This is a genomic window from Shinella sp. (assembly GCF_052438155.1).
Taxonomy (GTDB): domain Bacteria; phylum Pseudomonadota; class Alphaproteobacteria; order Rhizobiales; family Rhizobiaceae; genus Shinella.
Genome location: NZ_JBQVPI010000001.1, coordinates 565852 through 578425, shown reverse-complemented (window position 1 = coordinate 578425; position 12574 = coordinate 565852). Strand labels below are relative to the sequence as shown.

At 63.1% G+C, this 12574-nt stretch carries 10 protein-coding genes and 1 other RNA gene; all 11 read right to left on the bottom strand.

From position 1 onward, the window contains the following. Positions 1-2 precede the first annotated feature (2 nt). Entirely contained in the window at positions 3-1157 is a 1155-nt protein-coding gene (ftsW, locus tag ACT6VE_RS02675) for a putative lipid II flippase FtsW (protein ID WP_444797070.1), read from the bottom strand. 70 nt (positions 1158-1227) lie between these two features. After that, positions 1228-2625 (bottom strand): UDP-N-acetylmuramoyl-L-alanine--D-glutamate ligase, encoded by a 1398-nt coding sequence (murD, locus tag ACT6VE_RS02670; protein ID WP_444797069.1) that lies wholly within the window; start codon positions 2623-2625, stop codon positions 1228-1230. Between the two features lie 7 nt (positions 2626-2632). Beyond that, positions 2633-3733, bottom strand: coding sequence for a phospho-N-acetylmuramoyl-pentapeptide-transferase (gene mraY / locus ACT6VE_RS02665; RefSeq protein ID WP_444797068.1), 1101 nt, complete (start codon positions 3731-3733; stop codon positions 2633-2635). Positions 3734-3849: 116 nt separating this feature from the next. Continuing rightward, the gene (locus ACT6VE_RS02660) at positions 3850-5283 is read right to left on the bottom strand and encodes a UDP-N-acetylmuramoylalanyl-D-glutamyl-2,6-diaminopimelate--D-alanyl-D-alanine ligase (RefSeq protein WP_444797067.1); all 1434 of its coding nucleotides are present in this window, start codon (positions 5281-5283) and stop codon (positions 3850-3852) included. Next, positions 5280-6731: a UDP-N-acetylmuramoyl-L-alanyl-D-glutamate--2,6-diaminopimelate ligase gene (locus ACT6VE_RS02655; protein ID WP_444797066.1), complete on the bottom strand. Its 1452-nt coding sequence runs from the start codon at positions 6729-6731 to the stop codon at positions 5280-5282. The genes ACT6VE_RS02660 and ACT6VE_RS02655 overlap by 4 nt, the downstream gene beginning before the upstream one ends. Positions 6732-6795: 64 nt before the next feature. Beyond that, positions 6796-8541, bottom strand: a complete 1746-nt coding sequence (locus ACT6VE_RS02650; protein ID WP_444797065.1) for a peptidoglycan D,D-transpeptidase FtsI family protein — start codon at positions 8539-8541, stop codon at positions 6796-6798. Then, positions 8541-8942, bottom strand: coding sequence for a cell division protein FtsL (gene ftsL, locus ACT6VE_RS02645; RefSeq protein WP_444797064.1), 402 nt, complete (start codon positions 8940-8942; stop codon positions 8541-8543). Before ftsL ends, ACT6VE_RS02650 begins: the two co-directional genes overlap by 1 nt. A gap of 3 nt (positions 8943-8945) precedes the next feature. Beyond that, on the bottom strand, positions 8946-9971 hold the full coding sequence (rsmH, locus tag ACT6VE_RS02640; protein ID WP_444797063.1) for a 16S rRNA (cytosine(1402)-N(4))-methyltransferase RsmH: 1026 nt from the start codon (positions 9969-9971) through the stop codon (positions 8946-8948). A 14-nt stretch (positions 9972-9985) separates the two neighbouring features. Further along, on the bottom strand, positions 9986-10426 hold the full coding sequence (mraZ, locus tag ACT6VE_RS02635; protein ID WP_444797062.1) for a division/cell wall cluster transcriptional repressor MraZ: 441 nt from the start codon (positions 10424-10426) through the stop codon (positions 9986-9988). A 420-nt stretch (positions 10427-10846) separates the two neighbouring features. Beyond that, an RNA gene (gene rnpB, locus ACT6VE_RS02630) (RNase P RNA component class A) lies at positions 10847-11242 on the bottom strand. Positions 11243-11292: 50 nt separating this feature from the next. Continuing rightward, positions 11293-12474, bottom strand: coding sequence for an FAD-dependent oxidoreductase (locus ACT6VE_RS02625; RefSeq protein WP_444797061.1), 1182 nt, complete (start codon positions 12472-12474; stop codon positions 11293-11295). Between the last annotated feature and the right edge of the window lie 100 nt (positions 12475-12574).

The window sequence follows — 12574 nt, the reverse complement described above, 5'->3', positions numbered from 1 at the left end:
CCTTATTCGGCAGGCGCCATGATGCCACCGCGGAAGAGGCTGCGCTCGGAGGCGCGCTTTTCCGGGCGATGGCGGGTCAGCGCCAGGATGAAGCCGGCCGTCACACAGATCGCGATCATCGACGAACCGCCATAGGAAATCAGCGGCAACGTCATGCCCTTGGCCGGCAGCAGTTCGAGGTTCACGCCAATGTTGATCATCGACTGCGTTCCAAGCTGTAATACTAGGCCGGCGACGGCAAAGCGCGTGAAATCGTTGCGCTCCTTGAAGGCATGGTTGAGGCCACGCATCACCACGAAGGCGAAGATCATGACGATGACCATGCAGAAGAGAATGCCGAACTCTTCCGCCGCGACCGAGAAAATGAAGTCGGTATGGCTGTCCGGGATGATACGCTTGACGGTGCCTTCACCCGGACCCTGGCCGAACCAGGAGCCGCGGATGATGGCTTCACGTGCGGTATCCATCTGGAACGTGTCGCCCTCGCCGGTCATGAACTTGTCGATACGGCCCGCCACGTGCGGCAGGAACGTATAGGCCGTCAGCAGGCCGCCGACGGCTGCACCGCCGAGCACGATGATCCACAGCCAGGGCATGCCGGCCATGAAGAACATGCCGCCCCAGACGGCGGCCGTGAGAATCGTCTGACCAAGGTCGGGCTGGGCCACGAGCAGGGCCGCGACGATGCCGAACAGGATGATGGCAAAGAGGTTGCCGGGGATTTCCGGCTGGCGGGCATGCTCGGCAAACAGCCAGGCGCAGATGACGACGAAGGCCGGCTTCATGAACTCGGAGGGCTGGATGGAAAAGCTGCCGATCGAAATCCAGCGCCGGGAGCCCTTGACCTCGACGCCGAAGAACAGCGCCAGCACCATGGCCGCAAGCGAGATCACCAGCAGGATCATCGCCGCGCGGCGCACCTGCCGCGGCGTCATGAAGGAGATGCCGAACATGATGGCAATGGCCGGCAGCAGGAATACTGCGTGGCGCTTCACGAAGTGGAAGCTGTCAAGGCCGAGGCGCTCGGCCACCGGCGGGCTTGCCGCAAAGGACAACATGAAGCCCAACCCCATCAGCAGGATGAAGGCTGCGAGGAAGAACCGGTCTATCGTCCAGAACCAGTCCGCCAATGCACCACGTTCGGCACGACTAACCATGTCTCTTTCCTCTGTTTCCTTGCAGTTCCGGGCGCAAACCGCCGCATGCGTGAGCCGGAACCGCGCTCGTCTAAACCTCGACCAGCATGGACATGCCGGGCAGCGCCGCGACATGCTTCACGAAGGCATCGCCTCTGACTTCAAAGTTCTTGTACTGGTCGAAGCTTGCGCAAGCCGGGGACAGGAGAACGGCAACGGGGCCGGTTCCATCCTTCCCGGCATCCGCCGCTGCGTCCTGAACGGCCCGCTCCAGCGTGCCTGACATCTCGAAGGGCACCGTTTCGCCGAGCGTCGCCGCAAATTCGGGCGCTGCCTGGCCGATGAGGTAGGCCTTGGCAATCCTCGGGAAGAACTCGCCGAGCGTCGAGATGCCGCCTTCCTTCGGAACGCCGCCGGCGATCCAGTAGATACGCTCGAAGCTCGACAGCGCCGGTGCTGCGGCTTCCGCATTCGTCGCCTTGGAATCATTGACGAAGAGCGCATCGCCCTTGCGGCCGACAGGCTGCATGCGATGCTTCAGGCCGGGGAACGAGGCAAGGCCGGCGCGGATGTCCGTTTCGCTGACGCCAACCGCGAGGCAGGCGCCGACGGCTGCGGCCGCATTCTGCGCATTGTGGCTACCGCGCAGCGTCTGGATCGACGAGAGGTCGGCGATTTCGCGCGTCGCGCCGGCCTGCGCCAGGATGAGGCGGGCTCCCTCGGCGTAGATGCCATCGGCCAGCGCAGTGCGCTTGGAGATGCGCACGACCTTCGTGCCTGCCCGCTCGATGCGGTCAGCAATCCGACCGCAGAACGTATCGTCGATGCCGACGATGGCTGTACGGCTCGCGGCAACCAGCCGTTCCTTGACGTCGGCATAGTGCTCCATGGAGCCATGGCGATCGAGATGGTCGGGCGTGAGGTTCAACAGGATGCCGGCCGACGGGTTCAGCGTCGGCGCAAGGTCGATCTGGTAGGACGAGCACTCGACCACATAGAAGCGGCCGGCCTTCGGCGGATCGAGCGTCAGCACGGCGGTGCCGATATTGCCGCCGAGCTGCGTATCGCGACCGCTCGCCTTGAGGATATGGGCGATCAGCGCGGTGGTGGTCGACTTGCCGTTTGTGCCGGTAATGGCGACGAAGGGGCAATCCGGCGCATGTGCGCGACGTTCGCGCGCAAAAAGCTCGACATCGCCGATCACCTCGACACCGGCGGCGCGCGCGATATCGGCGCTCCAATGCGGCTTCGGATGGGTAAGCGGCACGCCGGGCGACAAGACCAGCGCATCAATGCCCGTCCAGTCGAGATTGCGCAGGTCGCCGGTCTTCACACCGGCAGCAGCGGCATTTTCGACGCTCGCTGCGCTGTCGTCCCACGCGGTGACATTTGCACCGCCTGCGGCAAGCGCCAGTGCCGTCGCAAGGCCTGAGCCGCCGAGCCCGAAGAGCGCGACGGTCTTTCCCTTGAGCGAGGTGACGGGGATCATCGAGGCCTCACCGCAGCTTGAGCGTGGAGAGGCCGACCAGCGCCAGCACGACGGCGATGATCCAGAAGCGGATGACGACCTGGCTTTCCGTCCAGCCCTTCTTTTCGAAGTGGTGGTGGATCGGCGCCATCAGGAAGACGCGCTTGCCCGTGAGCTTGAACGAGCCGACCTGGATGATGACCGACAGCGTCTCGATAACGAAGAGACCGCCGATGATCGCCATGACGATCTCGTGCTTGGTGGCAACCGCCACCGTGCCGATCAGGCCACCCAGCGCCAGCGAGCCGGTATCGCCCATGAAGATGGCGGCGGGCGGCGCGTTGAACCACAGGAAGCCGAGGCCGGCGCCGATGACCGCGCCAAGAACGACGGCAAGCTCGCCCGTGCCGGGCACGAAATGGATCTGCAGGTAGTTGGAGAAGACCGCGTTACCGGCAAGATAGGCGATGACGCCGAAGGAGGCGGCGGAAATCATCACCGGAACGGTGGCGAGACCGTCGAGACCATCCGTCAGGTTCACCGCGTTTCCGGCTGCGACAATGACGAAGCCGCCGAAAAACACGAAGAAGAAACCGAGATTGAGCAACAGGTCCTTGGCGAACGGAAAGGCGATCGAGGAGCCAAAGGTCGAGCCGTGGGGTCCGGCAGAAAGCGAGGCGCGCATCATGAAATAGGTCGCGGCGCCCGCGATGAGGAATTCGAGGGCGAGACGCGCCTTGCCGGAAAAGCCCTTGTCGGTCTGCTTGGTGACCTTGAGATAGTCGTCATAGAAGCCGATCGCACCGAAGCCGAGCGTCACGAGCAGGGTCGCGACGACATAGACGTTGGAGAGGTCCGCCCAGAGCAGCGCGCTGCCGACGATGCCGGCCAGGATCATCAGGCCGCCCATGGTGGGTGTGCCGGCCTTCTTGAAATGGGTCTGCGGACCATCGGCGCGGATCGGCTGGCCCTTGCCCTGGCGAATGCGCAGCGAGGCGATGATCATCGGGCCGAACAGGAAGACGATCGTTGCCGAGGTGAACAGCGCAGCGCCGGTCCGGAAGGTAATGTAGCGAAACAGGTTGAACACCTGAACGGTGTCAGCCAGCTCGACGAGCCAAAGCAGCATTGTCACCCTTTCCCCAAAAGGTTCCCCAAGTCACCGCGGCGTGACAGGCCGGCGGACAGAGAAGAAAATTCCATAAAAGAGAAGGTCCGGCGGACGTCTGCCCGGCCGAACCCCTCTCAACTCTCGCGTTCCCTCTCGGAGAACGCCGGATATTTGTCAAGCAGGGCCGCCACGATGCGGCTGAATCCCGTGCCTTTCGACGATTTCACGACCAGAACGTCGCCCGCGCGCACCGCACCGAGCGCGAAAGCGGCAAGCGCGTCCGCCGTGTCGCGGTATTCCCTCTCCACGCCCTCCGGCAGTGCATCCCTCAACGCCGCCATGTCGGGACCACCGAGCCAGACGTCGCCGATGCCCGCTTCGATCAACGGTTCGGCAAGGCCGGCGTGAACGGTTGGCGAATGTTCGCCCATTTCCAGCATGTCGCCGAGCACGGCGATGCGCCGTCCCCCGTCCTGCGGCTCGGCATCGCGCAGAAGTGCGATCGCGGCCCGCATCGAGGCGGGGTTGGCATTGTAACTCTCATCGATCAGCGTGAACCAGCCGCCATCCTTGGCAAGCCTGTAGCGTCGGCCACGGCCCTTTTCCGCTTGCATGGTGGCAAGCCCTGCCATGGCCTTTTCGATGTCGCCACCGGCAAGGTGCACGGCGCCGAGGACGGCAACGGCATTTTCAGCAATGTGCCGGCCAGGTGCGCCCATCGGCACTTCCAGCGTCTGCCCGCCAACTGCTGCCCTGAGCAGGCTGCCCTCATTGCTCGCGGTGAAATCGAGCAGCCGGAATTCAGCGCTCGGATCGGCACCGAAACTATGGACATGCGACACGCCGGCCCCATGCGCCGCTTTCTCCAGGAAAGCAAACTGTTCGTTGTCGCGGTTGAGAAGCGCATGACCACCCGGCACGACCCCCTCGAAAATCTCCGCCTTGGCAGCGGCAATCTCTTCCAGGTCGCGGAAATTGCCGAGATGAGCAGCGGCAATCGTGGTGACGATCGCCACATGCGGGCGCACCATGGCGACCAGCGGACGGATCTCGTTGGCATGGTTCATGCCGATTTCGAAGATGCCGTAGTCGGTGGTTTCCGGCATGCGGGCGAGCGTCAGCGGCACGCCCCAATGGTTGTTGAAGGAGGCGACCGAGGCGTGCACGCTGCCGGAGGGCGCGAGTGCCTGGCGCAGCATTTCCTTCGTCGTCGTCTTGCCGACGGAACCGGTGACGGCGATGATTCGCGCCGCGGTGCGGTCACGCGCAGCACATCCGAGATTGACGAGGGCCTCCAGCACATCCGGCACCACGATCATCGGCGTCACGAGGCGACCAAGCGCCGGCAGTTTGCCTTCGCTGACGACAAGCAGTGCCGCGCCATTGGCGACGGCAAAGCTTGCGAAATCATGGCCGTCGACGCGGTCGCCCTTGATGGCGAAGAAGGCTTCACCCGGCGCAATCGCGCGGCTGTCGATGGAAATCCCGGTCACGCCCTGCGGCAGGTTACCGATGGGACGGCCGTGCAGGGCCGCTACGAGATCACCGCTGGTCCAGAGCCATTTCACCGGTCGAGTTCCTCCAGTGCCTTGCGCAGTTCCGCATGGTCGGAAAACGGCAGCGTCACAGTGCCGACAGTCTGCCCCTCTTCGTGCCCCTTGCCCGCGACGATCAGCGTATCGCCAGACTGCAACATGCCCACGGCGCTGCGGATTGCCTCCGCGCGATCGCCGATTTCAGTCGCGCCGTTTGCAGCAACCATAATCTCAGAGCGGATGACTTCGGGAACTTCGGAGCGCGGGTTGTCGTCGGTGACGATGACGACGTCGGCCAATCGCGTGGCGATCTCGCCCATGATCGGCCGCTTGCCCTTGTCGCGGTCGCCGCCGCAACCGAAAACCACGATGACGCGCCCGGTCGTGAAGGGACGCACCGAGGTCAGCACGTTTTCCAGCGCATCCGGCTTGTGGGCATAGTCGACATAGGCGAGCGCGCCATTCTTGGCGTGACCGACCAGTTCGAGCCGGCCGGAAGCACCGATGAGCTTTTCAAGCGCCGCCGTGGCGACGGCAGCGGGAACGCCGGTCGACATGGCAAGACCCGCCGCGACCAGCGCATTCGCCACCTGGAAATCGCCGGCGAGCGGAATGTGCACTTCGTAGATGTCGTCGCCGACATGGACTTCGGCGGTCTGCTTGTGTCGGAAATGCTCGACGCGCTTCAGCGCGAGATAGTCGCCCTTGCGGCCAACCGTGCGCACGTCGAGCCCGGCCTTGCGCGCGGCTTCGATCGCCACGCCGGACCATTCGTCGTCGGCATAGATGACGGCGGGTGCGCCCTTCGGCAGTAGCCTGTCGAACAGCCGCATCTTGGAGGCCATGTAGTGCTCGACCGTCGGATGATAATCCATGTGGTCGCGGCCAAGATTGGTGAAGGCGGCGGCCGCAAGCTTCACACCGTCGAGGCGCGACTGGTCGAGGCCATGGCTAGACGCTTCCATCGCGGCATGGGTAACGCCGGCATCGGCAAGTTCGGCCAGCAGTTCATGCAGCGAGACCGGATCAGGTGTCGTCAGCGAACCGTAGTCGTTGCGGCCGGGAGCCACGACACCGGTGGTGCCGATCATCGCGGCCGCATGGCCGGCATGCGCCCAGATCTGGCGGGTGAAGGAGGCGACGGAGGTCTTTCCGGCGGTTCCGGTGACGGCGACCATGGTTTCCGGCTGGCGGCCGTAGAAACGGGCAGCGGCAAGCGCCAGGAAGCGGCGCGGTTCGGCAACGGCAATGACCGGAACAGAGGCCTCGACAGAGGCACCCTCGGCAACGACGACGGCTGCGGCACCCCGGGAAACGGCATCGGCAACGAAGGCGCTGCCATCGGCCTTGGTGCCTGAGAGAGCAACGAAGAGATCGCCCGGCTTCACCTTCCGGCTGTCACTCGCAATGCCGCTTACATCTATCGTGGCTGCGGCGTTCGAGGGGTCGATTTCGGGTCCGGTGAGGTCGCTGATCTTCATTTTCGCTCTGCTGCTTTCTGTTGGCAGCCGGTTCGTTTCCGAATCGGCGTCCCGTCTTCTCCATTCAATAAGACACAAGCAAGGCGGACCCGTCCTCACCAAATTTCGGCTTTACACCAAGAAGGGATGCCGAACGGCGGATGATCTCGCCGACCATCGGCGCGGCGTTGAGGCCGGCGGTGCGGCCACCACCCTCACCCGTCTGCGGCGCATCGATGAAGGTGAGAACCACATATTTCGGATCATCGATCGGGAAAGCGGACAGGAAGGCATTGAAATTCTGCGTGTTGGAATAGCGCCCGCCGACAACCTTGTTGGCCGTGCCCGTCTTGCCGCCGACATTGAAGCCCGGAACCAGCGCACGGCGCCCGGAGCCGTCATTTGCATTGAGCTTGAAGAGGTAGCGCATCTTGTCGACCGTGTCGGGATTGACGACGACCTTGGCGATCTCGTTCGCCTCTTCGGCCGTGCGCGGCAGGAAGGTCGGGTTGATAAGCCGGCCGCCGTTCATCAGGGCGGCCGCTGCCACCGCCGTCTGCAACGGCGTCGTGGAAACACCGTGGCCGAAGGAAATGGTGATCGAGTTGATCTTCTTCCATTCGCGCGGCTGCGACGGCGTCTTCACTTCCGGAAGCTCGGTCTCGAGCCGGGTCAGCAGGCCCATGCGGGTGAGGAATTCCTTGTGGCCGGCAATGCCGATGACGTCGGCCATCTTGGCCGTGCCGATGTTCGACGAATACTGGAAGATTTCGGGCACGGTCAGCACGCGGTGCTTGCCGTGAAAGTCCTTGATGGTGAAGCCACCGATGCGGATGGGTGCGCGGGCGTCAAAACTGTCGGTGATCTTCACCTTGCCCGAATCGAGCGCCATGGCGGTGGTGAAGGTCTTGAAGGTCGAGCCCATCTCGAACGTGCCGTTCGACATGCGGTTCATCCAGCCGTCCTTGGCGCCGGCGGCCGGGTTGTTCGGGTCGTAATCCGGCACGGAGGCCATGGCGAGGATCTCGCCTGTGTTGACGTCCATCACGACGGCACCGGCGGCGAGCGCCTTGTACTTCTCCATGCCCGTGGCAACCACATCGCGCACGATCGCCTGCACGCGCAGATCGATGGAAAGCCGCACCGGCTCCATCTTCGCATCGCTCGTCATGCCGATCGCGGCAAGGTCGGCGAGGCCCTGGCTGTCGATATAGCGCTCCATGCCGGCAATGCCGCGGTTGTCGATGTTGACGTGGCCGACGACGTGGGATGCGGTGACGCCGCCCGGATAGAAGCGGCGCTTCTCCGGCCGGAAGCCGACGCCGGGAATGCCGAGCGCCAAGATTCGGCTCTGCTGCTTGGGCGTCAGCTGGCGCTTCAGCCACTGGAAACGGGATTTCGAGGTCAGCTTGCGGTAGATGCCGCGCCGGTCGAGGTCCGGCATCACGGTCGCGAGCATTTCGACGGCCTCGTCCGCATCGACGATCTTGTGCGGCTCGGCATAGAGCGAAACGGTACGGATGTCGGTGGCAAGGATTTCACCGTTGCGGTCGATGATATCGGGACGCGAGGCCATCAGGTGATCGGCCGGACCGATCGAGGAAACGGTTTCCGGCGAGGCCATGCCATATTGCACGAGGCGGCCGCCGATGACCGCATAGACCATGCCAAAGCAGCAGATGATGACGGCGACGCGGCTGCGCGCCTGCGAACCGGAGCGCTTGCGCGTGCCTTCGAAGACCTGCCCATTGGGGCCGGTCCGGTTGTTGTTACCCCCGGCGTTGAAATGCGCCTTGCTCTTGAGGTCCATGATGCGGGAGAGAAACGACATCAGTTTGCCACCGATCCGGTTTGGATTGCGTCCGCGTCCGAGGCTTTCTTCTTGTTCTTGGCGATCTTTTCGTCCTTCTTGCCGTCCTTTTCAGGCTCTAGCGCCGGCAGCTCGGCCATCGGCATCGGCAGCTCGCTCGGCTGCGCAAGCTGGGTCGATTCGGTCGGCACGAGCTTCAGGTCGGCTTCGAAGGTCTTGACGAGACGGTTCAGGCGGTTCGGCTGGGTGAGAAGCGCCCAGTCGGCCTTGAGCAGGTCGATCGTGTCTTCCTCGAGCTTGATCTCGGAATCGAGCTTGCGCACCACCTCAAGCTTGTTCTCAGCCTGATGCTTGATCGAATAGGTGACGGTGGCTGCTGCGGTCATGACGGCGATCATCACGACATCAAGGGTACGGAACATCACTCAGCTTCCCATCTTCTCAAGGGCGGCAAGGTTGGGCAGGTTGAAAATGGACAGATCATCCGTCCCGGCAGGGGCGCTGGTGCGCTCGCCTGCCCTCAGCTTCGCGGATCGGGCACGCGGATTGACCGCACTCTCCTCGTCGCTGGCCGCCACCATAGGGCGCCCGACTGGTGCGAAGGTTGCGGCTTTGTCATGAACTTCCGGCAGATGTCGCGAACCGGCGGCCTTTCCGGAGCGATCCTGGAAGAATCGCTTGACGATGCGGTCTTCCAGCGAATGGAAGCTGACAATGACCAGACGACCGCCCGGCTTCAGCGCGCGCTCTGCGGCAAACAGCGCCTCGGCAAGTTCGCCGAGTTCGTCGTTGACGAAAACACGCAGCGCCTGGAAGACACGCGTTGCCGGATGAATCTTGTCCTTGGCCTTGCGCGGCGTCGTCAGCTCGATGAGGTTCGCAAGCTGGCGCGTCGTGGTGAAGAGTTCTTTCTCGCGCGCCTTCTCGATGGCACGGGCGATGCGGCCGGCCTGCTTCTCTTCGCCGAGAAAGCCGAAGATGCGGATGAGGTCGGAGACCTTTGCGCGGTTGACCACGTCGGCTGCCGAAACGCCTGACGCGGACATGCGCATGTCGAGCGGGCCGTTCTTCTGGAACGAGAAGCCGCGCTCGGCCTCATCGATCTGCATGGAGGAAACGCCGATATCGAGCACGACGCCATCGAGCCCGCCCGCGGGGGCATGCTTGGCAAGCTCGGAAAAGCGGGAATGGATGAGCGTCAGACGCCCACCGGATGTTTCGACCAGTGCCTGGCCGCCGGCAATGGCATTCGGATCACGATCGAGCCCTATGACGCTTGCGCCCTCGGCAAGGATGGCGGACGTATAACCGCCTGCCCCGAAGGTGCCATCAAGAATGACCTGGCCGGGTTTCGGCGCGAGCGCCGCTATGACCTCGGAGAGAAGAACCGGAATGTGACGGACCGGTCCGCCATCGGCATCAGAAAACCCTCCGCCAAGATCCGCCGCCATTCCGATTCTCCGTCTTATCCCGAGCCCAGACCTCGCAACCTGAACTCTTCCCGGGCCGCCGCCTGCGTTGCTTCGAATGACTGCGGCGCCCAGAGCTGAAAATGATCCGCCCGACCGACAAAGGTCACGTCCGTGGTGATGCCCGTATAGTCCCGGATGAAATCCGTGACCGGCAGGCGCCCTTCCGAATCGAGCTTCATGAAGACGCCGCCCCCGTGAATGAGGAGCGACATCCGATTGGCCTTCGGCGAAAACGCATCCTCGCTGGCGATCTGGCGCTCGAAACGATCGAGCAGATCCAGCCCACCGACGCTGATCGCCGGAAACATGAAATCCTGGAAGCAGTACAGCTCCCGGATGTCGCGTTGCGACAGGACGGACCGAAAAGCCGAAGGAACGGAAACCCTTCCCTTGGCATCGACCCTGTTCGTCGCATTCGACAGGAACCGGTTCATGACACGATACAGCCGCTTCCCCTACCCCGACGCTGTGCATCCGTCCGGGCAAATCCAACACAACACCACGCGCACGAACCAGACTTGATGCAGCGCGTTCGCGCCACACCGTCCCCAGCCGGTTTACTTCAAAGCTTTGCGATGATTGGACGCTCATGCGTCCTCGTGCAGTGTGATTTTGGGATACCATGGGACCATATGGGCGTCAATGGGAAGAGACCTCATCCCCCGTGTTCAGACCGTCAAACGTTTATAAGGCGTTAAGTTTAACAAAAGGTTAGGAAAGGCCTGCCAACACCTTGTATTTGCAAGACGTGAAACACCATTCGCGTGCGTTTCAGCACGCAACAAGGCATGCGCGAACCCCAAGGAATTCAGCGCATTAGAGCGTCGTAAAAAATCGTCTTCCGGAGAGAGATTTTTGCCAGTTGGCCTGTAAGCCGGGTTCTGTATGGCTCCGGTTTGCACCGGAACGTGGCAGCCATTCATCTGGGACCGGACTTGCGCCCGGCCTCTTGCAACCCACCCGGATGACCGGCCCGGAAACGGGCTGAAACGCTTGCGCGTTTCGCGTCATCCCTATTCGGTTTTGCTCCCGGTGGGGTTTGCCTTGCCAGCCCTGTTGCCAGGACCGCGGTGGGCTCTTACCCCACCCTTTCACCCTTACCTTCCAAGGAAGGCGGTTTGCTTTCTGTGGCACTTTCCCTAGGGTCGCCCCCGCCGGACGTTATCCGGCACCGTGTTTCCGTGGAGCCCGGACTTTCCTCCCCTTGCGGCCTTTCGACCCTTGCAAAGCGCGGCTGCCCAGCCAACTGGCAGGCGCTGCCTAGCCGATACCGACGGGAAAGACCAGAGACAAACGTGGCTTAGCGGAAATGAACCGCAAAATCCGTTGTGTAGTCCGGTTCATCGAGCCGTCCGCGAATCACCAGGTCGGCGCCGATGCGGCCGATCTCGTCCGAACTCTTCGCCGCAGCTCCGTTGCCGCCCGTCAGCAGCGCAATACGGTCGCTCTCCACGAAACCGGCATAGGGATAGCCGTGCGGCGTATAGATCGTGATGCAGGGTACGGAGATGAGCCGCACCGGATCGAGATCCGGGATGGCGCGCGCGAGCAGATGTTTGAGATGCACGATCGCCTCCGGCCTGCCTTCGCCACGGAACCAGTCGCGGATAGCCTGCTCTTCCTCGATCTCGACTTCGATCGGATCGCCGCCGATCTTGAGATAGGTCTGGCCGTCCGGATAGACGATCGGCGGCAGAAAGTAGAAATGGTCGGCGGGATCGGCGCTCTCGTCGATCCACGACGGCATATCGCGATAGGCCTGCGCCTGCGTCGGCGTCAGTTGCGCCAATACGACGGTGCGCGCCTTGACGACGAGTGCCGGCACCCTCGGCAGCAGCCCCGGCGCCCGTGAAAAGCCGCCGGTCGCCACGAGCACACGCCCGCCAGTAACGGTGTCGCCCGACCTCAGCGACACGGAACCTCGGTCGCCGGCATCGGTTATCGCAAGCGCATCGTCGAGAATGGAAATGCCGCCTGCTTTTTCCATGCAGACGACCTGCGCGGCAACGAGCTTGCGCGGATCGACATAGCCCGCATTCTTCGCCTCGAAGACACCCGCCGAGGTTTCGGGCAGGTCGAACCACGGAAAGCGGGTTCTCAGCGCGGCGCGATCGAACAACGGTGCATCCAGCGCATAGCGCTCCGCAACCGATTTGACGTTGTTGAGAAAGCTGCCGTCCGCTGCACCGGTGATCAGGCAGCCGGTCTCGCCGTAGAAGGCGATGCCGCTTTCCGCTTCGATGTCGCGGTAGCGGGCGATAGAGCGGTTGGCGAGCAACGCCCAGTCCGGGTTCTGGTCAATGGTTCGGGTGATGCGACCGCTGTCGTAGTGGCTGGAGAAAACACCATCGTGGCTCTTCCAGTCGGCGGGCTCTCCCCGCCCGACGAGCGCCACGGAGGCGCCCGTTTTTGTGAGGTGCCGCGCCGCTGCCGCCCCCATCATGCCCCTGCCCACTACGACGAAATCGAAATGCCGATCCATGCTTCACCCTCACGCTTCAGGGAAGGCATAGAGCAATTCCGGGAAAGGTGTGAAGCGGTTTTCCGCCCGGAATTGCGTAAAGTCAGACAGAGATGACCGC